Consider the following 25001-nt stretch of genomic DNA (forward strand, 5'->3'; position numbering starts at 1 on the left):
TGGGATGACGACAAAAAATCTAAGCGGTTTCCCCCGGTGCCGGATGCTCCAGCCGGTCGAAATGGGGGCGCAGGTGCTCCAGCATGCCCTGACGGAAGGCTTCTTTGTTGCCGGTTTTGAGCAACTCAACCAGTCCACTGTGGGAGATCTTGCCGCGTGTGGGCTTTTCTTCGAGCGTAATCACATAGGCGAAGATGGGCAACAACAGCGACTGGAACCGCTTGAGGGTATTGTTGCCAGTGATCTCGTACAACTTGCCGTGGAAGGCTATTTCATTCTGTATCCGGAAGTTATCGGTAGCCTGCTCTTCCCGGGCAATCTTCTCCAGCTCAGCCACATGGGCGTCTGTCAACCGGGGAAACAGCAGATCGGGTAGCCCCATTTCCAACACCAGGCGCAGCTCGAAAATATCGCGCATGGTGGTTTCATCGATCATGATGGGGTCCAGCACCTTCTCGAAAGAACCCAGGATATCCGGTTGCGTAATCACCATGCCCCGCTTCTTACGGGTTTCGATAATGCCCAGCATCCGCAGGCGGCTCAACGCCTCCCTTACTACGTTACGGCTGACACCCAACCCCTCTGCCAGCTCCATTTCAGTGGGCAGGGAATCACCAGGTTTGTAGTTCTTGTTGCGGATAAACTCGCGCAGACGGGCTTCTACGATGTCGGCCATCGTTTTGTTCAGGATAGGTTCAAGGTCGTGTGTGGCGCTCAAAATCGACATAGCTGGCATATTAATGCTAAATTAATTTATTGTTCTACAAATAAGGAAATAATAATAAGGTCCCTCTGCAGGCTGCGGGCCTCTACCCCGACACAGGTTACCCTTGTATTATTTCTCAACTTTAATATTCTACGAGTCAATCATTTACTGAATTTTACCGGAGTGCTGGACTTGTAGGTGGTCGCCGCCACCGCTGCCCTCCTTTCACTGTCCACCACCGGACACCCGGTCTCAAAAAAATAGTGGGTATTTGTTGAATGCAATTATCCCCTACCTTCGTTATGTACTACATAATTACAAAAGTACTACTTCTCTAAATCTTAAATTACTGTTTATGCGACTAACGATTCGCTGCGCGCTACCCTGGCTGACCCTATTGTGTCTGCTTGTAGGCCAGGGGGCAGGTCTCGCCCAAACGACCGGCACCAAAATCACGGGTGTGGTCAATGATGCCAAAACCGCCACCCCCATCGAAGGGGCTACCGTTCAGGTAAAGGGCACTCAACTCTTCACCGCTACCGACGCAGCTGGTAAATTTTCCATCGAAGTAAAAGATCCCGCCACCGCCACCTTGATCATCTCCTTTGCAGGGTTTTCTGAAAAAGAACTAGCCCTGAAAGGTCAGCGTGTGGTAGCACTGAACCTCGACCCTTCCAGCAAGGGCATGGATGAAGTAGTGGTCATTGGTTATGGCAAACAAAGCCGCGCCACCGTTACCAGCTCTATTTCTTCTGTCAACACCAAGGAGCTGGAAAATACGCAAGGCGCCAACCCGCTCGTTGCCCTGCAAGGCAAGGTAGCAGGCTTGTCGCTGCAGATCAGCGACGGCCAGCCCGGCGCTTCGCCCCAGATCTTCATTCGCGGCGGTAGCTCCACCTCACCCGAAGGCGATGCGCCTTTATTGGTCGTAGACGGCGTGGTAGGCCAGATGCGCAATATCAGCGACCTCAACCCCGACGATATTGAATCGGTACAGGTGTTGAAAGATGCGGCCTCTACCGCTATTTACGGTGCCCGTGCCGCCAATGGTGTGATCATTGTGAAGACCCGTTCGGGCAAAGTGGGTAAACCGGTAGTAACCTTTAAGGTAACCCGCGGACTCGATCAGCTGGGAAAAAAGTACAACTTCACCAGCGCCCGTGATTATATTGCTGTGAGTCGCAAGAACATTGCGCAATTCAACACCACCAATCCGCAGACCTTTCTCTCCGGTGGCACGTATGGTATGAGCACCGGCAATCCACGCAACAGCAAAAACACCCTCGAGTTTCTCGATACCTATATCGCCAACTACGGTGCCGACTATGTATCGGACCTCATCGACAAGCAGGGCTGGGAAACCATGGAAGATCCGGTCACCGGCAAGAAACTCATCTTCAAAGAAACCAACTACCAGGATGTAACCTTCCGCGATGCCAACAAAACCGAATATGACCTCAACATATCCGGTGGTACCGATAAGATCACTTACTACGCTGGCCTGGGCAGCCTGAACCAGGAAGGAATTGTACTGGGTACGGGATACAAACAATTGAGCGCGTTGCTCAACACCAACTTCAAACTGAGCGAGGTACTGAGCCTGAACACGAACGTCAGCTACCAATACCGCAGCTCGAGCGGCGCCTGGAACTACCAGAACGTACTCAGCCGTTCGGTGACGATGCCTTTCACCTACCGCCTGAATTATGAGGACGGTCTGCCCGCGCCTGGTGAAGGCGTTGCCTCCTTCCGCAACCGTAACCACGAAGTATATTACAAAGAGAATTACAACGACATCAATGTATACCGTACCACGGTCAACCTGGGCCTGGAATGGAACGTGCTGCCTGGCCTCACCTTCAAGCCGGCCTTCTATTATTTCACCACGGAAGGCGTTGAGAATTATTTCGAAGCCTACAATGAAGTGAACAGGAACCGCAACATGTCGGCCGAGCACAATTTTGACCGCCAGAGCCAGTTTGACGGCGTATTCAACTACGACAAATCATTTGGCAAAAACCATCATATCAACGCCGTACTGGGTGGCAGCTTCATTGAAACTTATGCCTACCGTATGAGTGGCAGTGGCCGTGGCGCTCCTACCGACTACATCACTACGTTGAATGCCGCCGTAGACTCGACCAAGCGCATATCGACTACGAAAGCATTTGATAAGATCACCAGTTTGTTTGGCCGTATCGACTACAATTTCCGTCGCAAGTACATGGTAGCCGTCAGCCTGCGTCGTGATGGATCGTCGAAATTTGCCGAAGACAAACTGTTTGGTTATTTCCCCGGTGTATCTGCCGGCTGGAACATCCACAGTGAATCTTTCTTCCGCAACCTGGGCATCGGTGACTATGTAAACACCCTGAAACTGCGCTCCAGCTGGGGCCAGACAGGTAACAACGAATTATCGGCCAGCGACACACGGGGCGCTTATACCACCGGCAACAACTATGCTGGTCAGGCCGGTATCCTCAACACCACCCTGCCCAACCGTACCCTGCTGTGGGAGACGACCTCTTCGTTTGACATTGGTCTCGACATCGGTTTGCTCAACAACCGCGTGAACCTCCTCGTAGACTATTACAGCAAAACAACGACAGACCGCCTGTTTGCCAAGCCTCTCGATGCTACGTCCGGTTTCTCTTCCATCCGCAGCAACTTTGGCAGCCTGCTGAACCAGGGTTTTGAAGTGGAACTGTCTGCCACTCCTGTCCGCACCAAAAACATCAACTGGGAAGTGAATTTCAACTTCGCGTTCAATGCCGGCATTGTAAAAGAACTGCCTGCCAACAAGCAATTGAAGAACCGTACCGGCGGCAACGAAGTATATAACAAAGCAACCAAGCAATACGAGCGCGTAGGGGGCTTTGCCGAAGGCGAACGTTACGGCGAGCGCTGGGCTTACCACCTGATCGGTGTGTATGCTACCGACGAAGAAGCAGCCGGCGCCCCCATCGATTCTGAAACACCTACCCGTGTAAAACAAGGTGGTGATGCCATTTTTGAAGATGTGGATGGCAATGGTATTATCGACAACCGCGACATGGTGTTCATGGGTTATATCCGCCCCGACAAAACCGGCGGTTTCTCTACCACCTTTGGCTATAAGCAATTCTCGGTACGTTTTGTTACCGACTTTGCCGTAGGGCATGTGATCGACAACTCGTTCCGCGGCCGTTCCATCGCCAGTGCACGCAACAACAATATGACGCTGACCGATGTGCTCGGCGATGATATCTGGAAAGAGCAGGGGGACATCGCTTCTATCCCCAAATACACCGTGATGAGCGATGCAGACTATCGCTACCGCAACCACCTGCGCAACCCCAACGGGTTGGGTTCTGGCTCGGGTTATACCACCAACAATTCGCTGTACTACGAGAAAGGTGATTTCCTCGCCTTCCGTGAAGTATCGGTGACCTACCAGGTGCCGCTGCCTGCCATGCTAAAGAATGCGCATGTACAGGGCCTCAACCTCTTTGCCGGTGTGTTTAACCTTGGTTACCTCACATCCTACAAAGGTCTGATGCCGGAGATCTATACCGGTAATGACCAGGGCTCTTATGCCCGTCCACGCATGTACAATATTGGCGCTAAACTGACTTTTAAATAACTATTCCCATATGAAAAGGATACCCAAAAAATTATGTTACCTGCTGGGGGCCGTATTGCTACTGGCCAGCTGTAAAAAAATGCTCGACATCGATACGGTGTCGACCATCGACTCGTCCAGCTACTGGAAAGCGGAAGGTGATGTAGAAGGCTATATGATCGGCATTTACGATGACCTGCGCGAACTGATGAACAACTCTTTTCATTTTGAAGATCGTGGCGATGTGTTTATTCCCGGCATTGAAGGCCCTGCTTCTACGGCCTGGGAACAAAACCTGAACGACCAGAATGCACCGAACTGGGTCAATTATTACAACCTGGCTTTCCATTGTAACCTGTTGCTGAAGCATACCCCCGGTATCACCTTCGTGCAGGAAGCTAAGAAAAACCGCCTGATGGCCGAGGCACTGACGGTAAGGGCGTATGTATACTTTCTACTCACCAAATCCTGGAACAATGTACCCATTGTACTGGACGCGATTGAAAGCGACAACTACGAAATGCCTGCCCGTAATACACCAGGTGAAGTGATGACACAGATCATCAAGGACCTGGACCAGGCCATCAGCCTGTATCCCGAAGATGGTTTCGTGAATAAGAACCGGGTATCGAAGCCTTTCGCCAATGCCCTGAAAGCAGATGCCTTGCTGTGGAAATTCAAAGTACAAAAAGGTACCAATGCCGACCTGGAAGCGGCCCTTACGGCGGTGAACCAACCGTTGGGTGTAACGGCCCTCGTGGACAGTTTTGCCCTGATCTTCAGCACGACCAATAAACTGAACAGTGAGATCGTGCTGGGCATGCGTTTCATGCGCGATGAGAAAAGCGATCATTATGGTAGCCGTATGAAACCTCGCGACCTGTTTCTGAACCCCGCGGTGAACAAAGCCGATGTGGCTTATTCCATCAACGGTTCACGCAGTGTATACCAACCCAGTCCGAAGATCGAAGCCGCTTTTGCCGAGAACCCCGCAGACAAACGTAAGGCTGCTTCCATCATCCGTGCCGTGAACGCCACCGGTGGTACCATCGGCATCTTCGACAACAAGTTTCGCGGCACCATGTTCGAAGACCGCTACTACGACAATGACATCATCATCTACCGCCACGGTGGTTTGCTGCTGACCAAAGCAGAGATCCTGGCAGCGTTGAACCGTGCACCGGAAGCCATTACCGAGCTGAACAAAGTGCGCAAGCGCGCCAATATCGGCGACTATACTGGCAGCAATGTTCCGGCTACAGTGGAGAAGGAAATCCTGAAAGAGCGTTTCCGTGAACTGTATTTCGAGTTTACCCGCTGGCACGACCTGGTGCGTGCGCATTACTACGGCACCATCGATATCTATAAGGAAGTGCCGAACCTGGTGGGCAAGACGGTTCCACTGTTTTTCCCTATCCCTCGAGCCCAAAGGGACATCAACGACAAACTCACGCAAACCGAAGGATACAACTAATTCAAACCTGACTCAATCAGCCATATGCTTATAAAGAAGTTTTCAATAAAGGGTTTGTGCGCAGTAGCGCTTCCTGCCCTGGTATTGCTGGCACTGGCCTGCAACAAAGGCAAACGGGAATGGGACCTGAGTGTCAAGAACGAAGAACCTGTGCTCGACCTCAATGAAGGCGATTCCACCTTCAACTATATCTTCCGCCAGCGGTATGAGGGCTATGCCTGCTACCGCATTCCGGCACTGATCCGTGCCAAGGATGGTACCCTGATCGCTTTTGCAGAGGCCAGACGTTTCAGTTGCAGCGACATTGGCGATATCGATATGGTGATGAAACGATCCAAAGACAACGGCAAGACCTGGGGTCCTTTGGAAAAGATCTGGGATGACGGCGCCAATACCTGCGGCAACCCCGCTCCCGTATTGGATGAAACCACCGGCGAGCTGCACCTGCTGCTGACCTGGAACATCGGCACCGACGACATCAGCGATATCAACAAAGGCACCGGCAAGGATACCCGCCGCGTATACGTGTGCAAATCGACCGACAACGGTGCCAGCTGGAGTGCTCCGAAGGAGATCACCAGCAGCGTAAAAAGGCCTGAATGGGGTTGGTATGCTACTGGACCCTGTCACGGTATTCAACTAACAGAAGGTCCCAAGGCCGGCCGGCTCGTTATTCCCTGCGATTATATTGAGAAGGGTTCGGGCGGTCGCTCTTACTCGCATGTCATCTATTCCGATGATCATGGCGCCACCTGGCAGATCGGTGGCATCTCTCCGCTCGACAAGGCCAACGAATCGACCGTGGCTACTTTATCCAGCGGACAGCTGATGCTGAACATGCGACACAGTGGTGGTTTCCGATACGTGGCGACCAGCGACGATGACGGTCTTACCTGGAAGAATATGAAGACCGACCAATCGTTGGTAGAACCGGTATGCCAGGGCAGCCTGCTATCCTTTAAAGTGAACAGCAAGCATACCCTGTTCTTCAGCAACCCGGCCAGTACGCGCCGCGAGAAAATGACCATCAAGCTGAGTGAAGACGACGGCAAGACCTGGACGAAACAAAACCTGGTGTACAGCGGTCCTACCGCTTATTCGGACCTTATCCAGGTTTCCGGTACCGAGGTAGGTATCCTGTATGAAGCTGGCAAGGCATCTCCCTATACCGGTATTTCTTTCAAAACCGTTTCCGTCAACCAATTTAAATAACCGACAATGACTTACTATATGAAAAGATGGCTTCCAGGACTGTTGCTGCTGATGATGGTCGCAGTGGGTGCCTGTAAAAAGGACGAGGACCGTGCACCGTTGGTAGCGGCCATCGAAGGCGAGCAATTCGAGATACTCGCCGGCAACAGCATCGACTTCAAGGATGTGTCGCAAGGGCAGGCATCGCATTGGAAGTGGACCTTTGAAGGCGGCACACCCGAAACCTCTGAGCTCTCTTCGCCTACTGTTAAATATGATAAAGCGGGTAAGTACAAAGTAACATTGGTGGTGAGCAATGCCAGCCAATCGAGCACCATTACCAAAGAGCAGTTTGTAACGGTAGGCTACAACACGATCAACGTGAATTTCACCGCCGACAAAACGGTCGTGATGCAGGATGAAGCAGTAACCTTTACCGACCAGACGACAGGCATTCCCGAAACCTGGAGCTGGGAATTCATTCACGAAACGAATGGCAAGCTGTACAGCAGTACACAAAAGAACCCCGTGATCAGCTTTGTGGTAGCGGGTAAATACAGCGTAAAACTGACAGCTACCAACCCGGGTTCTACCGGCACCAAGACGGTGGAGAAGATGATCGAAGTGATCGACAAGACCTTCGTATCGGCCGACCTGAAAGTGAGTACCACGGCTACCTATACCGGCGCCAATGTGGTATTTGAAGATATCTCGCTGGGTAATGTGGAAACACGTACCTGGACCTTTGAGGGTGGCAACCCCGCAACTTCTTCCGAAGCCAGGCCAACGGTCGCTTATGCTGCACCGGGCCGCTACAAAGTGAAGCTGACCGTATCCAACCCCTACCTCAGCTCGGACAAAGAGATCGACAAATTCATACTCGTAGTGCCCGGCGATCAATTGCTGGCCTTTCTGCCCTTCAACGGCGGGGCGGTGGATGCTGGCCCGCTGGCCATTCCAACTACCATCGTGGGAACTCCCGCCTTTGCACAGGATGACCGGCTGAATGGCACAGGCAATGCAGTAACCTTTGACGGCGCTTCGGGTGTAATGCTGGAAAGCGCTACCCTGCTAAACCTGGGTACCGGTGACTACTCCGTATCTGCCTGGATCAAGACCAGCAGCACGGCCAGGATGATGGTATGGCAGGAAAGCGGTAAGAATGGTTCGGGTGACAACCAATCATGGGTGCGCATCAACGACAATGCGACTACGCAGTTCCTGCGCTTCAATACGGAGCAACCCGGTGGCTCGAGCATCCTCAGCATCGGCACGCCCGGTAAGGTGAATGATGGTACCTGGAAACATATCGTGGCCGTACGTCGTGGTGTGGAAATGCTGGTATACATCAATGGCGTGAAGGCCGGCGAACTGGCCAGCAAACCAGCCACCCCACGCAACGTAACCGGTAACCAACCGTTTAAGATCGGCCTGCAGCAAGGCGCCAGCAGCAACAGCAATTTCTTCAACGGACAGATCGACGACCTGATGATCTACAGGAAAGCGCTGACCGAAGCGGAGATTACGGCGTTGTATGGGCTTTAAAAGGCAAAGAGGCACCAAGGCAACGAGGCAACGAGGCAACGAGGAAATACAGGCCTGAAGGCAAATTGAAAATGTAGACATTTGAAGACTGAAAACGTAACTATGATCAAAGCAAATAGAAATCTACTTAAACATACACGGTGGATGGCCACCTGCCTGCTGTTGCAGGCAGGTGTGGCCCTGCCCGCCGCCGCACAAACCATCGCGCCCGTTAGCCGGCAATATGAAGTACCGGTATTGAAAGAAAACGACGCGACCGCCCTGGAAAGGGTGGCTGTGAACATACCGGCCGACGGCAAAGCAGCCTGGCTACAACAGGTGCAACTGTCCTTCACAGGTACTACACAGCTGAACCAGTTAACCGGGGTACGCGTCTATTCCGCCAACGGCGATACCACTTACCTGACACCGGAGAAGACTACAACGGCAGCCTTGTTTGCCCGCTATACGGCAACGCCTGCAGCCAACACGTTGACCTTGACGGGCAACCTGCGGCTGAACAAAGGCACGAACTACTTGTGGGTGGCACTGTCGGTGAAACCCACGATTCCACTCCTGCACAAAGTCGCGGTGCAGGTGTCGGGACTGCAGATCAACGGGCAGCGGGTTTCGCTGCCTACCGCAGCTCCTGTAACCCATCGCGTGGGCACGGCAGTCCGCAAGGGGATGCAGGACAATGTGCACACCTCCCGCATTCCCGGCATCGCCACGGCCAACAATGGTGACCTGCTGGCGATCTACGATGCGCGTTATGAACTGGGTCGCGACCTGCAAGGCGATATCGATATCGCCCTCAACCGCAGTACCGACAAAGGCGCCACCTGGCAGCCGCTGCAAGTGGTACTGGACAAAGGCACCTGGGGCAACCTGCCCGAGAAGTTCAACGGCGTATCTGACCCCTGTATCGTGGTCGATAAAAAGACCGGCACCATTTATATCGCCGGCTTGTGGATGTACGGCGTATTGGACCCCGAAACCGGTAAATGGATCGATGACCTCACGGATACCAGCAAGATCTGGAACCACCAGTGGCGCTCCAAGGGATCCCAGCCAGGTTTTGATCCAAAACAAACATCCCAGTTCCTGCTGACGAAGAGTACCGATAATGGTAAAACCTGGAGTGAACCCGTGAACCTGACCGCGATGTGCAAGCGGCCCGAGTGGTGGCTGTGGGCACCTGCGCCAGGATCGGGCATCGTACTCACCGATGGCACCCTCGTGTTGCCTACACAGGGCCGCGATGAAACGGGTAAACCCTTCTCGAATATCACCTATAGCAAGGACGGTGGCAAGACCTGGGCCACCAGCAACCCGGCCGTGGAAGGACAAACCACCGAATGCATGGCCGTGCAACTAAACGATGGCTCGGTGATGCTGAACATGCGCACCAATGCCAATAAAGGATTGACGGGTGCAGGCAACGGGCGTACGGTATCAGTGACAAAGGACCTGGGCAAAACCTGGATCGAGCATCCAACTTCGCGTAAGGCTTTGCCCGAGCCGGTTTGTATGGCAAGTATTTTCAAACACAACTATACCCGAGCTGGAAAACAGGAATCCGTACTCCTTTTTCTCAATCCGCACTCGACCACCCAGCGCAATAGGATCACGCTGCAGGCGAGTTTCGACGATGGCAAGACCTGGCCGGCGGCCCACCACATCCTGCTGGATGAGCTGAATGGCCGTGGTTATAGCTGCATCACGTCGGTCGACAACAACACGATTGGCTTACTGTATGAAAGCAGCCAGGCACACCTGGTATTTCAACAAGTCAGCATGCAAGAAATTATTGAACAGAAGAACAAGTAACTATGAAAAAGATTGAAGGACTCATTGCCGCTACGTTTTGCGGCTTCCGTGCCGATGGCAGTATCAACCTGGAGGTAATTCCCGTACTCGTAGAAAAACTGATCGCCGATGGCGTAAAGGGAATTTTTATTTGTGGCACGAATGGGGAAGGTCCAAACCTGACCATCGAAGAGCGTAAACAAATTGCAGAAGCGTATATCAAAGCGGTGCGCGGTCGTGTACTCGTGTTTGTACATGTTGGCCATACAGCCATTGCCGAATCGAAGAAGCTGGCCGCCCATGCAGCATCCATCGGCGCCGATGCCATTTCCTCAGTCGCCGCGTTCTATTTCAAACCGACCAGCGTAGAAAACCTGGTAGCTTGTATGGCGGAGATTGCGGCAGCAGCCCCTTCCCTGCCCTTCTACTACTACCATATTCCGGTGCTGACGGGCATCGTGATCGACATGACCGCCTTCCTGGCGCTGGCGGAAGAACGCATTCCCAACCTGGCGGGTATCAAGTATACTGCGGCGACCATTCATGAATACCAATCCTGCCTCAACTACAAGCAAGGAAAATACGATATCCTGTTTGGGTACGATGAGCTGTTGTTGCCTGCGCTGGCCGTGGGTGCCCGTGGCGCGATTGGCAGCACGTATACTTTTGCTACGCCGCTGTATCGCAAGGTGATGGAATGTTATTTCAACAACCAGGCGGATGAGGCACGTCGCTGGCAGCTGCTGGCCGTGGAGATGATCCGCTGGTTTGCGCAGTTCCCGCCGATCCCTGCACAGCGGGCGATCATGGAGTTGCTGGGCTATGAGCTGGGTGATTGCCGCTTGCCGCTGACACCGCTGACGGCTGCGCAAAAGCAAACACTGAAAAGTGGGCTGGATAAACTAAACTTCTTTAAAGAATTGGCAGCACTGCAAGAGGAAGCGCTTGCGGTGAACCACGCATAAATTTCGTTTCGCAATTCCCCCTAAGGTGGCAGGTATGCATGCAGGCATCCTGTCACCTTTTTTGTTGGTGTCGTCTTCGCCGATCATTTGCCCGGTACCGGCAACATGATCATCGATGAACTTTTACAGGGCACAAAAAAGCCGGACGGCATTCAGGGTACCGACCGGCTGCTAACTATGATAGACCAATTGTTCAAATACTGGCAAGTGCTGCCGCAACTACCACGAGGTCGATCAACACACTGAAAAAGAAGACGGGTATGGTGATCCTGGTAGGCATAGCCGCCAGGTTTACGATGAGCGAGATAGCCATCGCAAACAGGGCTGCCATGAAAAGGACGAGGTTCATACCGGCAAGCGATACGAATAAGATGGTGATAGGGGTAATGGCACAGCCGAAACCACCGAGGGCGATGGCGAGCCACATAAACCTGTTTTCTTCCTGGCCTTTGGCCCAATCGATGAAGCGTGTCCAGAGGCCAGTATGTTGTGCGGTATAAGAAGTTTGAACGGAAGGATGAATTGTTGTTGCCATAACGGTTCGTTTTTTACAACTCAAAGATCGCTCGCGTACAGTTCCTGAAAGTTGACTACGGTTGTCTGCCGGGATGATCTTGATCAGGGTGGGATGACGTAGCGCAGGTTTCCTCAAATCGCCTTGCTAAACACCTGCACACCATCAGTTAAGTGCGCGTCGAAGGCCGCGCAGACATGGCGCAGGAAATAGTGGCCTAGCTCTGTGAGGCGGATATGCTTACCCTTCGAGACGATTAAGCCATCCGCTTCAAGCGCTTCCAGGCGGAAAAAACAATACTCCGCCAGCGCGGGCACATCCACCGCCCTGATCCGCGTTTGCCCCTTACAACTGATATCCAGTATATAACGACGCACCGCCACTTCTTCCTCATTCAAAATATACCCTTTCCTTACCGGCAACTCACCCGCCTGTACCCGTGTATAATAATCATGCAGGGTCTTTTCATTCTGGGCAAACGCATCCCCCGCATCACTGATCGACGACACTCCCAATCCGACCAACAAACCAGTATGCTGTGTAGTATAGCCCATAAAATTGCGGTGTAGCGTACCTGCCTGCCAGGCCTGGTACAGTTCATCGGAAGGTAGTGCAAAATGATCCATACCGATATCGGCATATCCTGCCTGTGTAAGTAATTCACGTCCCAGCTGATACAAGGCCAATTTAAGCGCTGCATCGGGCAGATGCCCCTCATGAAACAGGCGCTGTGCGCGGCTTGTCCACGGCACATGGGCATAACTGTAAAACGCGATGCGGTCGGGCCGCAAGGCGATCACTTCCTGGATGGTACGTTCCATGCTCGCGAGGGTCTGTAGAGGCAATCCATAGATGAGATCGAAATTAACAGAGCTATACCCCAATTCCCGCGCTTCCCGTGTAGCGCGGTATACATTCTCCAGCGGCTGCACGCGGTTGATGATGAGCTGCACCGTGGGGTCATTGTCCTGCACGCCATAACTGATGCGACGAAAGCCGAGCTCCGCCAACGTTTGCAAATGCTCCCGGGTAGTATTGTTGGGATGCCCTTCGACGGAGAAAGCATGATCGGGATGGATATCGCAACCCTCCAGCAGCGTGGTGATCAGCTTGTGCAAATTGGCCGCATTAAAAAACGTCGGCGTGCCACCTCCCAGGTGCAGTTCGCGCACCAATGGCCTGCCCGTCATCTGTTGGCGGTACAGTTGCCATTCTGCGAGGATTGCCTCCATATACTCCTCTTCTACACGATGGTTGGTGGTGATCTTTTTGTTGCACCCGCAGTACGTACAGAGTGATTCGCAGAATGGCAGGTGCAGGTACAGGGAAATACCCCGGGTAGTGTTCTCCCGTTGATACGCAGCGACAAACGCATCGCGCCAGCGTTCAACGCCTATTTCGGGTTCCCATACCGGTACGGTGGGGTAACTGGTATAGCGGGGCACGGGACGGTTGTACCGCTCCAATAATGCAGGATCGATGTGCAGCATGGCACAAAATTACCTTGCCAACGCTGCGCCGGGCATGACCAGCGTCAGGTCGCCTCCTTATAATGATCAACTCATGAAAACGGCCCCGTTACCAGTAGTAACAGGGCCGCGTTCGAATTGGACAATCAATTATTGGGTGATCTTGTTTTTCAAGAATCGCTCCGCGTAGGCCCGCTCCAAACTTTCACGTTGATCAGGATGCGCGATGCTGATGAGCGCCTTCGCCCGTTGCTTCAGGTTCATCCCAAACAGGTCGACGATACCATATTCCGTCACCACCCAATGTACATGCCCACGGGTGGTGACCACGCCCGCCCCTTCTTTGAGATAAGGCACGATGCGGGTATAGCCCTTGCCGGTAACAGAAGGCAAGGCGATGATCGGCTTACCACCTTCGGAAAGGGAGGCGCCACGAATGAAATCCATTTGTCCGCCGATACCTGAGAACTGATAGGTACCGATCGAATCGGCACATACCTGTCCGGTGAGATCGATCTCGATAGCGCTGTTGATGGCCGTAGCCTTGGGGTTCTGCCGGATGATGCTCGTATCATTGACATAAGCGATGTCCATCACGCGGATCGTGGGATTATCGTCTACAAAATCATAGAGGCGACGGGTGCCCGCCATGAAGCCGGTTACGGATCGGCCGGCATTCAGCTTTTTGAGCCGGTTGTTGATGACGCCTTTTTCTATGAGGGGTATGATGCCGTCGGAAAACATTTCGGTGTGCAGACCCAGGTCGCGGTGTCCTTCCAGGTTCTTCAATACCTGGTCGGGGATAGCACCAATGCCCAATTGCAAAGTGGCGCCGTCTTCTACCAGGGAAGCTACCAGCTGACCGATCTTCTCGGTCGCTGCATTGCCGGCAGCGGCGTAGTTGAGTTCGGGCAGTTCCACCGCCGACTCTACCACATACCGGAAGCGGCTAATGTGTACATAGCCTTCACCGTGGGTACGCGGCATACGTGGGTTGATCTGTGCGATCACCACACGGGCCGTATCAACCGCCGCGCGGGCAATATCTACGGATGTACCCAGCGAGCAATAACCATGTTTATCGGGCGGCGATACGGTGACCAGCGCCACATCGATGGGCAATACATTTTTACGGAACAGCTGTGGTATCTGACTGAGAAAAATAGGTACATAGTCGCCATCTTCACTGTTTACCACTTCCCGCACTGCGGCCGATACAAACAGTGAATTGAAGAAGAAACTGCCGCGAACCGCCGGGTCGTTGAACGCAATATCTCCCAGGGTGGTGATGCTCACCAACTCTACATTGTTCAATTGGGCATGCCTGTTCAGGAGCGCTTTTACCAGGGTAACCGGCGTGGCGGCACTACCATGGATAAAAACGCGCTGGCCGGATTGTATGTCGGATACGGCCTGCTCGGCAGTGACATAGATGGGTGTGTTCTTCATAATATAGCACAAAATTAAGGTGTGATGGAGCCCAGGGGCATGATCTGCGTCAGCCCACCGGCTTATTTTACTTAGGGGTGACCGGGCCGTCCATTTTAACTAATGACTGTAAGTTTTTATTACATTTGCCCCGCTTGTTCATATTTATCAACGCGTTGGCACCGGCTGCAAGGTAGGGTCGACGCTGCAAAATCAACTATCCATGTCGTTACAACAGATAGCAGTTATCGGCGCCGGCACCATGGGCAATGGCATCGCCCACGTATTTGCCCAAAGCGGTTTCAAAGTAAACCTGGTCGATGTAAATGCCGGACAACTGGAAAAAGCCCTGCAGACCATCGGTAAAAACCTCGACCGCCAGGTAAGCAAGGGTACGCTCACCGAAGGACAAAAAAGCATCGCGCTCGCCAATATCACCACCCATACCGATATGGCTGTAGGGGTACAAAATGCCCAGCTCGTGGTGGAAGCTGCGACGGAGAATACCGACCTTAAACTCAAGATATTCCGCCAGCTCGATGAGGCCGCCCCCGCCGGCTGCATCTTGGCTACCAATACCTCTTCTATCTCTATTACGAAGATCGCTGCGGTGACCAAACGGGCCGACAAAGTGATCGGCATGCACTTCATGAATCCCGTGCCGGTCATGAAGCTGGTGGAGATCATCAATGGCTATGCGACCGATAAATCGGTGACGGATACCATCGTGGCGCTGAGCACACAACTGGGCAAAGTGCCTTGTGTGGTGAATGACTATCCCGGCTTTATTGCCAACCGTATTCTGATGCCCATGATCAACGAGGCCATTTATAGCCTGTACGAAGGCGTAGCAGGCGTGGAGTCTATCGACACAGTCATGAAACTGGGCATGGCGCACCCAATGGGTCCTTTACAGTTGGCAGATTTTATTGGGCTGGATGTATGCCTATCGATCCTGCACGTATTGCATGACGGCTTTGGCAATCCGAAATATGCGCCCTGTCCGCTCCTGACCAATATGGTGACGGCTGGTTATCTCGGCGCCAAGAGCGGAGAAGGATTTTACAAGTATACGCCGGGCAGTAAGGAGGCCGTGGTGAGTAGGCGGTTCGCATAACCTTCCTTTATCATATCATTTTATGTAATAGGCCCGTTGAATCATTCCAAACAGGGTGATATGTGATACAGTAATTTCAACATTACCAATCATGTTCTTGACGAGGAGCACCTCCAGCCCTTGATCGGTGATCAGGTCCGTATTTTCTGTTTGCAGCGAAAGGTATTGTTTACCCGCCTTTTCCGACACACTATCGAGTTGCCACTTTATCCGGCCGTAACGTTGCACGGGGAAACTTTCCAACGAAAGCCTGGCAGTCATACCTGCCTTCACTTCACACGGGCATAGTAAGCAGTAATGGCAACAGGGCCAGGATAAGACAAGGTTTTCTCATGTGAACGACGGATTAACCGTTAATAATTACTGTATCAAAGAAAAGTATTCAAGTTTAAAAACAGAAATTTTTATTTTCTCATTATTTTCGTGTATGTGTTAGGTTATGTATCCTAAAAAAAATCCGGCTGACTTTAAATTATTAACAAACTGCATAAACAATAGCAATGAAAACTCTTAGCAGGCAGTACAGGAAATCATTCCTCACCCAGCTCAAGGCCATGTTGCTACTAAGCTTTCCCCTGTTTGCCTGTAGCCAGGATAGTGTCCCCACTTTAAAGGGCAAGGTGCATCTATCCATAAAAACAGGAACTATTAGCTGTGACTTTGTCCTTTCCAATATTCCCAACATCGAAGATTATGTAATACGACTCAATACCGGCATGAACATTCATTACATCAGGGATAACAGCAACGGGCAAATGCTGAATTACGAGCAGGACCATGAGGACAACCGATCTTCTGAAGAGAGTATTGCCTACTACTTCCCGGGAAAAAGCCGCGGCTCGCGAATACTCCCCAAGTGTATCCAGTTTCGTTATATGGGCATGTACCCGGTTACCGACAGTTTGCAACCCATGGTGAGCGACTGGCGGGGTAATGTTGCTTTAAATGGCAGTACCCTGCGGGTGGATGGCCGGCAAAGTGCCTGGTATCCGGTTTTGTACGACCGTAAGCTCGATATCGTTTATGAAAAGGTATTGTATGACGTCGAAGTACGTTGTGATGATTGCAGTAGCCTGTTTGTGAACGGCAGTGCGCCAGCACCAGGACCGGTGGCGCAGTTTCGAAGTGATGTCCCACGGCAGCTAACTATGTTCTGCGGCAATTATGCTTACCAACAATTTGAAAGGACTTATATCCTGAACCCGGATATTGACGTCCGGCAGCAGGCCGTATTCGGGCAAAAAGTCAACCAATACCGGCGCTTTTATGAACAGGTTTTGAAAATCCCCTATAAGGAACCGCTTAGCTTTATTCGCACCATGCCGGTTGCCTGGGGTTATGGCTTCCTCTTTGTATCGTTCCCTTCTATCATAATGGTTACGGAACCTGGCAGGGGGCTTGGCCGCTTGTTTGACCCTGCCCAGGCAGGTGCTTTTAAGTTTTATCTGGCACACGAACTGGCCCATTACTATTTTGGTCATTACCGCGTACCGAACTCAACCTTCAGCGGTGTTATCGATGAGTCGTTTGCCGAATTACTGGCCATGGAGGCTACACGGGCGCTGGAGCCAGACAGTACCTATCTCAAAACGGTTCAGGACAAGCGGGTACAATTGCGAGGCTTCAAGGCAACTCCACTTGCCCGCCTGACCAACACGCAAGGATTATCACAGCGGCAAACCTATCTGTACCACTACGTGCCGGTATTGCTGACGGCTATCGAAAAAGAAATAGGTAAAGACAAATTCTTTCGTTGGCTACGGTTGTTGCTTCAGTCCCAGACTTCCTATACAGATTATGCCTTTTTGATAAAGACATTAGGCACGGCGGTGAATGATGAGAAGATGACAAATGGGCTCATTCAAAGGTACTTCGAATCGGATAACGCACTAACAGACGCCTGGAAAATCATCGACCCGACGAAATAACCATTTGACCTTTTTGCCGTGAAGGCAATTTGGCGCAGCACTTCAAAAGCGTTGATCCAATGAGTAGTTACAGGTTCTATGGAACCGACGTGGCATTGATTACAATTTCCTTACTTCCACATTGCGGATATCGTTGAGGCGATACAGCGCTTCCTGCAGTCGGGCTTTAGAGATGCCGATCTTCATGTGGCAAAACAAGCCAAGCTCCTGCTCGATGACCGTGCTGTTGGTTTGCTTCACCACCATCATGATGTCGTTGATCTGCGAGTGATCGAAGTGCACGATGTAAGGTACTTCAATGAATCGTTGTGTAGCGGGGATCATCTGCAACACCATCGAAGCAGACATCTTGTAGGCATTGATGAGCCCGGGTACGCCCAGTAAGGTGCCGCCAAAATAACGCACTACCACGATGAGTATATTGGTCAGCTCTTTGCTATCGATCTGTCCCAGGATGGGCTTGCCGGCCGTACCGGAAGGTTCGCCATCATCGGATACCCGGAAGGTATTCTTATCGGTACCGATACGATAGGCAAAGCAATGGTGCGATGCCTTGGGGTGTTCTTTCTTCACTTCGTCCAGCCGCGCTTTGAACTCTTCTACCTTGGTGATCGGAAAAGCGTAAGCGATAAACTTGCTACCCCGGTCTTTGAACTCCGCGATACCTGGTTTGTCGACTGTATAATAAATTTCCTGCTCGGCCATGGTAGTGGTAGTGGGGTTTGGTGTCATCCGTCTGCTTTTTTCAAGATCCTTATCGTATCCGTTTCCAGTGTTTGTGTCTCCAGCAAAGTAGCGGCACCCAGTAAGGGGGCGCGTACGCCGGTGTTTACCCGCAGTTGCTCGTTGGTGATGATGCGGGCTTCATCCCAAAGGTTTTCATCGATAAAGGATTGTAACAGGCGGGCACCTCCCTCCACCAGCACACTCAGTATGTTGAGCTGGTAACAGGCTTGAGCGATCTGGTGCACCAGGTTGAGGTTGGTAGCTTGTGTTAGCTGGTAATATTGCACGGCACCTTCTTCCGAATGCTGCCGGGTATTGAAGACAATGGTACGTGTGCTGCCGTCGAATAATTTAAGCGAAGTGGGCAGGCGCAGGTCCTTATCCACCACGAGGCGGATGGGATTCGGTCCGCTCCAATGCCGCGTATTCAACTGCGGATTGTCGTGGAGCGCCGTATTCGTGCCTACCAGTATGGCCGCTTCTTCACTGCGCCATTGGTGCACGAGCCGGTTAGTGAGCTCGTTGCTGATCAACAGCCTCGAATGATCTTCATTTCCGATAAATCCATTGGCCGTTTGCGCCCATTTCAGCACGATATAGGGCCGGCGCTGACGGTGAAACGTAAAAAAGCGTTTGTTGAGTTGCTCCGATTCCGTTTCCAGCACCCCCAGGGTCACCTCGACGCCGGCGGCTTTCAGCTTATCGATGCCTTTGCCGTCGACCTGCACGAAGGGATCGCGGCAACCGATCACTACCCGTGGAATACGGTGGTGTACGAGGAGATCGGCGCAGGGCGGTGTTTTGCCGAAATGCGCGCAAGGCTCGAGCGATACATATAGGGTGGACTGTGGAATCAGGTGTTGATCGACCTCCGCCACGGAATGGATGCAATTGGGCTCGGCATGCGGACCGCCATATTGCCGGTGCCATCCCTCGCCGATAATGCGCCCTTCATGTACCAGTACGGCGCCAACCATAGGATTGGGGGCGGTGTAGCCGGCTGCCTGCCTGGCAAGTTCCAGGCAGCGATGAAGGTATGTTTCGTGCATCGTCAAAGTCGGGGGAATCGTGGGTGCGGCGCAAAGATAACGGATTCGGGCCTACCTTCGCGCCATGACGATCCAGGAGGCACAATTGCAACTGAACCAACAGCTTTCGGGCGTATATGACGCCCGCGAGGCATCGAATATCGCCCAATGGGTGTTGGAGCACCTGACGGGCATGCCCCGAACGGACAGGCTCATTCACCGCGACCAACCGCTGACGGCTACGCAGGAAGAATGGTTGCGCCGCCACCTGGAGCAATTATTGAAACACCGGCCCGTGCAATACGTGCTGGGGGAAGCCTGGTTTGCCGGCCTGCGCTTTTACGTCGACGAAAATGTATTGATCCCCCGCCCCGAAACCGAAGAATTGGTGGAATGGATCGTCGACGACCAGCGTGCAGGGGGTAATGGGGCTGTATCGCCGCAAGCTTTGTCCATCCTCGATGTGGGTACCGGCAGCGGTTGTATCCCGATCGCCTTAAAGAAAAAACTGCCGGCGGCTACCGTGTACGGCTGTGATGTGAGCGAAGGAGCGCTGGAAGTCGCCAAACGCAATGGACAGTCGCTGGGCGCCGATGTGCAATGGCTGCGCAACAATTTTCTGCAGGCTGCCGGCTGGCCTTCGCTGCCCCCCATCGATGTGCTGGTGAGCAATCCGCCGTATATACCGGTAAGCGACAAATCTTCCATGCAGGCCAATGTATTGCAATACGAACCCCACCTGGCCCTCTTTGTAGAAAACGACGATCCCCTCCTCTTTTACAGGCATATCGCATTATTCGCGCAGGAACAAATGGCCGCAGGCGGACGTATCTATGTGGAGATCCACGAAGACCTGGGGCCCGCCACGGTGCAGCTGTTTACCCAACACGGGCTCACCGATATCGTGCTGCGCCAGGACCTGCAGGGCAAAGACCGGATGGTGCATGCCCGTAAAGCGTAGTTGCCCGCTACCTGGGTTTGTCTTTTCGCTGTATATTTAGTCGCCGTAAACCTATTACATGTCTTTAAACAGGAAGGAAAATATAGCAGGCTGGGGCAATTACCCGGTCGCAGCATCGTACCTCGTTCACGTACGCAACAACCAGGATGTGCTGGATTCGCTGCAGCAGGGTAACCTGGTGCCGCGCGGACTCGGCCGTAGCTATGGCGACCAGGCCATCAATGACAGCCAGTTTGTAGGCGACTGCACCAAACTGAACCGTTTCCTGGGCTGGGACCCGGAAGCCAGTGTGTTGGAATGTGAAGCCGGCGCCAGCCTGGAAGAGATCATCTCGACCTTTGCGCCCCGGGGGTGGTTGCCGATGATCTGTCCGGGCACCAAGTTCGTGACCATCGGAGGCGCTATTGCCAACGATATTCATGGCAAGGCTCACCATATCGACGGGTCGTTTGTGAACTGCGTATTGTCATTTACCATTCTGGTAGCCGACGGTCGTGTGCTGACCGCTTCGCGGGAAGAAAATGCCGACCTGTTCTGGGCCAATTTCGGCGGACTGGGTCTGCTTGGCGTGATCCTGACAGCCCGCATCAAACTACGTAAGATAGAATCCTGCTATTTCAAGCAACGCTCCATCAAGATCAAAAACCTCGACCATATGCTCGAGGCGCTGGAACAATACGACCATGAATACAATTACTCGGTAGCCTGGATCGATGCACTCGCGAAGGGCGATAAGATGGGTAGCGGGGTGTTGACGCTGGGCAATGCGGCGAAGCTGGAAGACTTACCGGCCAAACTGAAAGCCGATCCATTGAAGACGCACAAGCTGAGTAAATTGTCGGTGCCGTTCTTTCTCCCCTCTTTTACGCTGAACAACCTGACGGTAAAGGTGCTGAACCGGGTGATCGCTTTTGTGCAGAACTCACCCAAGGAGTTTATTCATTATGAGAAATTCTTCTTCCCGCTGGATGCCATCAACAACTGGAACCGGGGTTATGGCAAGCGCGGTTTTATTCAATACCAGTTTGTGATACCCGAAGAGAATGGCCGCGCCAACCTGGCCGAGATCTTACAGATGATCGCGCAAAGCGGTTGTACGCCGTTCCTCAATGTGTTCAAGCGCATGGGCGACGGCCAGGGCGTACTCTCCTTCCCTTTCAAAGGCTATACACTGGCGATCGACTTCCCGGTCACTAAACAGCTATTCGAGTTTACACCTAAGCTGGATGCCAAGGTGCTGGCAGCGGGTGGCCGCCTGTACCTGGGTAAGGATGCCTGCCTGGAAGCATCCATGTTCCGCTCTATGTACCCGCAGGTGGGAGACTGGCTCAATGTAAAACGCAAATACGATCCGCAGAATAAGTTCAATTCGAATATTGGGAGGCGGCTGGAGCTGGAGGCATAAAAAAAACGCACTGCGGCTATCAGCTACAGTGCGTTCCTATTTGTTGTTGTATCGACTACTACTTCACGTTGGCGACCACTTTGGCGCCGGTGGCTTTGGACACGCGCATAATACGGAAGATCTCTCCCCAATACGCCACGGTATCCGCATTGATCACCACCACAGGCGTATCGATCGTCTGCTTGAACTTGTAGATCTCTGCTTTCAGCAAAGTATCGAACAAAGCAGGATCGGCCTTTTTGGTACCGATAAAATATTGCTGGTTGTTATCGATCGACACCGTGATGTGCTGCTTCGCCTTCGTATCCTTCTTACCGCTCGGATTGTTCACCTTCACGATATTGGGATTGGCGATGGTAGACACGATCAGGAAGAAGAACAGCAGGATGAACAGGATATCGTTCAGCGCTCCTGCATGCAACTCCGGGTGTGACCTTAACCTGTTTCTTAAATTCATGCCTGGTGCTTTTGCTGTTTATTACCTGGTGGGTTCCTGTAAAATGTCGATGAATTCGGCGCTCGCCACTTCCATCCGGTTCACGTTCTTGTCGATCTGGGCATTGAGAAAGTTGTACCCTACATACGCCAGCAGGCCAATGATGAGACCGCTTGCCGACGTGATCATCTTGGTATAGATACCACCCGCAATCTGTGCAGGGGTAAAGTCGCCCGACGCATTGATGTTGTAAAACAGTTGCAACATCCCGAAGATAGTACCGAGAAACCCGAACATCGGTGCGATACCATACACCAGCGACAGCATCGACAGGTTCTTTTCCATCTTATAGATCTCGAGTTTGCCGACATTTTCCATGCTTTTCTCGATGGCATCGATGGGCTTGCCGATACGCTGCAACCCTTTATCGATCATACGACCAACCGGGTTGGGCGTATTCTTCGCCAGCGAACGGGCGGCAGATACATTCCCGCTGAACACGTTGTCGCGGATGATGTTCATAAAATTGGGATCGATGTTGCTGGCCTTGCGGATAGCGATCAATCGCTCGAAAAAGAAGAAAACGGCCAGTACCAGCAATATACCCAGGGGGATCATCAGTGGACCACCATGGGCCAGCATTTCCATTACGTTCATAGAAGGCGCAGTACCACTTCCCTGCACGACCTGCTTTAACGAATCTACTGCCGATGTTGCCGGGTTGGTGACCTGCAAGAAAAACCAATTCATCCAGTGTTGTTTTAGTGGTGTAAAAGTATCAAATGTATGCCCAAAACGTTTTTTAGCCGTTTATATTTCTTAAAAGTTTGTTATATACGCTTTTAAAAGCATGCCCCGGCGCGGGCCGGGGCAGCATCTAATTTATTCTTGATATGGCCTGACCGGCTCTAGGTACCGCTTGGTTTCATCATCATGGCCTGTATCTGCTTCATGGTATGTTCCATCCCCTCGGGACTACCATCCAGGAAGATCACGTTGCCCTTACCAGCTTCTGCAAAGTTCTTGACAGCTTCTGTCCACATGGAGAACAGGATAACATTGGTATCGAGGTTGGCCTGCTTCATCTGCTCGGCCGCATGGCTCATACCTTTGGCCACCTCTTCGCGGAACAGTGCCACACCCTGACCACGCAGCTGCGCAGCCGTACGCTCCGCCTCTGCCGCAATCTTGATGGCATTACCCTCTGCCTCGGCCGATTTGGTCTTGGTGATCAGCAGGGCCTGGCCTTCATTTTCCGCAGCCGCCTTCAGGTTGTTACTCGCTACCACACGACTCATGGAATCCATGATCTGCTTATCGAATGTGATGTCGTTGATCTGCAAGTCGAGCAGGTGGTATCCCCAGGTTTCGAGCAGTGTATCGATCTGTTCTTTCACATATTCTACCAGATCTTTGCGCAGGGCGAGGATCTCGGCCTGGCGCTTGGTCGCCACAAAAGAACGGATGGTACCCTCGATGGTGCGGGTCAGCGCCTGCATAAAATCACGCTCACTCAGAAATTTGAACGCTACTTTCTTGACGGTTTCTTCGTCGGCATTCTGCACCGAATACAACAGCATACTCTTGAAGTATACATTGGCCTGGTCGGCAGTAACAGCCTGAAACTCCATTTCGACGGAGCGGTTCTGTACGCTGACCTTGCGATAGATCTGTTCAAGAAAAGGAATGAGGAAATTAAGACCGGGGCGCACTACACGCTGGTATTTACCAAACATGGTGATCACACCGACATAGCCCTGGTTGATGGTTTTAAGGCCTGCAAAGAGGATCAGTACAACCACGATGACCCACCAGTAGGAGGAGAGGAGTTCCATACGATCAGTTTATTTTATTCCGAAAAGTACATTTTTTAAATTGATCGGTGGCGTTTTTTACTGGCGTGGCCGGGTTGGGGTACCCGCACGTGGTATCAATGCAGGGTATTGTAGTACCGGATCACTTTGCGGACATCATCTACCGTACGGCATTTGAGCTTTTCCTGGTCGATATAGGCCGTCACCGCTGCTTGCTGATCGGCCAGCAGGGTTAACACCGCCTCTTTGCTCGTTTCGAGCCGGGCCACCTGCCCATTGGCCAGGCGGAGGTGCCAGGTTTCCTTGCGCTTGAAGATGCGCACGACCGACGCCTGGTTGAAGGCCTTGTCGTCTGTATAAGTGACCTTGATCTGTTTCAATACGGCTATCCGCCCGGTATCGGCCACTTCATAGATGGCCGCATTAGGGGCGTTTAGCGGTTCTGTACCGACACTCTCCAGCACCTTCGTTGTGGTAGCCTCCTTGTCGGCCACACTCCCAAAATGGATGCGGCGTACCGGCATGGCGGCGATCATCTCGGCCCCATTGTCGGCCATATACAGCAGTTCATTCGTTTGTACATTGAGTTTGACCCTGATGTTGGTATACACCTTCCCGGTTAATGCTGTCACCGTGGCGGGCAGATAGGCATCGTAGTAATACGGACTACCTTCCGACCGGTAATTGGTTTGCAGGTATAAAGGGCGGCCGGTAGCATCTGCCATGAAAGGATTGGATCCCAGATCGCTCAGTTGTGCCTGGGTGGAGCAGGCTATGGACAGCAGCAGGAGTTGGAGTAGTGTACGTGTATGCATACATGAATGATTGAGGCGTGTAAAAAGCCGTTGCACCCGAATATAAAAAGATACCCCGGGATCACGCGTCCCGGGGTAGTGCATTTTCTC

At 52.4% G+C, this 25001-nt stretch carries 21 protein-coding genes; 10 read left to right on the forward strand and 11 right to left on the reverse strand.

The genetic code is table 11. From position 1 onward, the window contains the following. Positions 1-19 precede the first annotated feature (19 nt). Positions 20-727: a FadR/GntR family transcriptional regulator gene (locus tag P2W70_RS26995; protein ID WP_276484675.1), complete on the reverse strand. Its 708-nt coding sequence runs from the start codon at positions 725-727 to the stop codon at positions 20-22. Between the two features lie 334 nt (positions 728-1061). Here P2W70_RS26995 and P2W70_RS27000 point away from each other — a divergent pair, with 334 nt between their 5' ends. The 6 genes from P2W70_RS27000 (at position 1062) to P2W70_RS27025 (ending at position 11270) form a co-directional block, all read left to right on the forward strand. Then, entirely contained in the window at positions 1062-4328 is a 3267-nt protein-coding gene (locus P2W70_RS27000; protein WP_276484676.1) for a SusC/RagA family TonB-linked outer membrane protein, read from the forward strand. 10 nt (positions 4329-4338) lie between these two features. Continuing rightward, positions 4339-5781, forward strand: a complete 1443-nt coding sequence (locus P2W70_RS27005) for a RagB/SusD family nutrient uptake outer membrane protein (protein WP_276484677.1) — start codon at positions 4339-4341, stop codon at positions 5779-5781. Positions 5782-5805: 24 nt separating this feature from the next. After that, entirely contained in the window at positions 5806-6993 is a 1188-nt protein-coding gene (locus P2W70_RS27010) for a sialidase family protein (protein WP_276484678.1), read from the forward strand. 18 nt (positions 6994-7011) lie between these two features. Beyond that, a complete protein-coding gene (locus P2W70_RS27015; RefSeq protein WP_276484679.1) occupies positions 7012-8517 on the forward strand; it encodes a LamG-like jellyroll fold domain-containing protein in 1506 nt (501 codons plus the stop codon). 102 nt (positions 8518-8619) lie between these two features. Continuing rightward, complete coding sequence (locus tag P2W70_RS27020; protein WP_276484680.1) at positions 8620-10326, forward strand: sialidase family protein; 1707 nt, start codon at positions 8620-8622, stop codon at positions 10324-10326. A gap of 2 nt (positions 10327-10328) precedes the next feature. Continuing rightward, positions 10329-11270, forward strand: a complete 942-nt coding sequence (locus P2W70_RS27025) for a dihydrodipicolinate synthase family protein (protein WP_276484681.1) — start codon at positions 10329-10331, stop codon at positions 11268-11270. A 193-nt stretch (positions 11271-11463) separates the two neighbouring features. Here P2W70_RS27025 and P2W70_RS27030 read toward each other — a convergent pair whose 3' ends face one another. The 3 genes from P2W70_RS27030 to P2W70_RS27040 form a co-directional block, all read right to left on the reverse strand. Beyond that, entirely contained in the window at positions 11464-11805 is a 342-nt protein-coding gene (locus tag P2W70_RS27030) for a hypothetical protein (RefSeq protein ID WP_276484682.1), read from the reverse strand. Positions 11806-11918: 113 nt separating this feature from the next. Beyond that, entirely contained in the window at positions 11919-13274 is a 1356-nt protein-coding gene (gene hemN, locus P2W70_RS27035; RefSeq protein WP_276484683.1) for an oxygen-independent coproporphyrinogen III oxidase, read from the reverse strand. Between the two features lie 129 nt (positions 13275-13403). Further along, positions 13404-14702 carry an acetyl-CoA hydrolase/transferase family protein gene (locus tag P2W70_RS27040; protein ID WP_276484684.1) on the reverse strand — a complete coding sequence of 433 codons (1299 nt, stop codon included), beginning with the start codon at positions 14700-14702 and terminating at the stop codon, positions 13404-13406. 202 nt (positions 14703-14904) lie between these two features. On the opposite strand from P2W70_RS27040, the gene P2W70_RS27045 reads away from it, so the two are divergent. Beyond that, positions 14905-15798, forward strand: a complete 894-nt coding sequence (locus P2W70_RS27045) for a 3-hydroxybutyryl-CoA dehydrogenase (RefSeq protein WP_276484685.1) — start codon at positions 14905-14907, stop codon at positions 15796-15798. Between the two features lie 15 nt (positions 15799-15813). Here the strand turns inward: P2W70_RS27045 and P2W70_RS27050 are convergent, their stop codons facing one another. Further along, positions 15814-16059 carry a hypothetical protein gene (locus P2W70_RS27050; protein WP_276484686.1) on the reverse strand — a complete coding sequence of 82 codons (246 nt, stop codon included), beginning with the start codon at positions 16057-16059 and terminating at the stop codon, positions 15814-15816. A 239-nt stretch (positions 16060-16298) separates the two neighbouring features. Between P2W70_RS27050 and P2W70_RS27055 the strand changes: the two genes are divergently transcribed. Next, positions 16299-17726: a M1 aminopeptidase family protein gene (locus P2W70_RS27055; protein WP_276484687.1), complete on the forward strand. Its 1428-nt coding sequence runs from the start codon at positions 16299-16301 to the stop codon at positions 17724-17726. 99 nt (positions 17727-17825) lie between these two features. Here the strand turns inward: P2W70_RS27055 and P2W70_RS27060 are convergent, their stop codons facing one another. Both P2W70_RS27060 and ribD read right to left on the reverse strand, forming a co-directional pair. Next, positions 17826-18458, reverse strand: coding sequence for an IMPACT family protein (locus tag P2W70_RS27060; protein ID WP_276484688.1), 633 nt, complete (start codon positions 18456-18458; stop codon positions 17826-17828). Continuing rightward, complete coding sequence (gene ribD / locus P2W70_RS27065) at positions 18455-19501, reverse strand: bifunctional diaminohydroxyphosphoribosylaminopyrimidine deaminase/5-amino-6-(5-phosphoribosylamino)uracil reductase RibD (RefSeq protein ID WP_276484689.1); 1047 nt, start codon at positions 19499-19501, stop codon at positions 18455-18457. The genes P2W70_RS27060 and ribD overlap by 4 nt, the downstream gene beginning before the upstream one ends. A gap of 64 nt (positions 19502-19565) precedes the next feature. Here ribD and prmC point away from each other — a divergent pair, with 64 nt between their 5' ends. Together prmC and P2W70_RS27075 are read left to right on the forward strand one after the other, a co-directional pair. Continuing rightward, on the forward strand, positions 19566-20441 hold the full coding sequence (prmC, locus tag P2W70_RS27070; protein WP_276484690.1) for a peptide chain release factor N(5)-glutamine methyltransferase: 876 nt from the start codon (positions 19566-19568) through the stop codon (positions 20439-20441). A gap of 58 nt (positions 20442-20499) precedes the next feature. Then, complete coding sequence (locus P2W70_RS27075; protein WP_276484691.1) at positions 20500-21846, forward strand: FAD-binding oxidoreductase; 1347 nt, start codon at positions 20500-20502, stop codon at positions 21844-21846. Between the two features lie 58 nt (positions 21847-21904). On the opposite strand, the gene P2W70_RS27080 is transcribed toward P2W70_RS27075, so the two are convergent. The 4 genes from P2W70_RS27080 to P2W70_RS27095 all read right to left on the reverse strand — a co-directional run bounded on the left by P2W70_RS27080 (position 21905) and on the right by P2W70_RS27095 (position 24911). Then, a complete protein-coding gene (locus P2W70_RS27080) occupies positions 21905-22303 on the reverse strand; it encodes a biopolymer transporter ExbD (protein WP_276484692.1) in 399 nt (132 codons plus the stop codon). 21 nt (positions 22304-22324) lie between these two features. Next, a complete protein-coding gene (locus P2W70_RS27085; protein ID WP_276484693.1) occupies positions 22325-23032 on the reverse strand; it encodes a MotA/TolQ/ExbB proton channel family protein in 708 nt (235 codons plus the stop codon). A gap of 158 nt (positions 23033-23190) precedes the next feature. Further along, entirely contained in the window at positions 23191-24117 is a 927-nt protein-coding gene (locus P2W70_RS27090) for an SPFH domain-containing protein (protein WP_276484694.1), read from the reverse strand. A 95-nt stretch (positions 24118-24212) separates the two neighbouring features. Beyond that, positions 24213-24911: a hypothetical protein gene (locus P2W70_RS27095; protein ID WP_276484695.1), complete on the reverse strand. Its 699-nt coding sequence runs from the start codon at positions 24909-24911 to the stop codon at positions 24213-24215. Between the last annotated feature and the right edge of the window lie 90 nt (positions 24912-25001).

Origin of the sequence: Paraflavitalea pollutisoli (genome assembly GCF_029360705.1) — a bacterium.
GTDB lineage: Bacteria > Bacteroidota > Bacteroidia > Chitinophagales > Chitinophagaceae > Paraflavitalea > Paraflavitalea pollutisoli.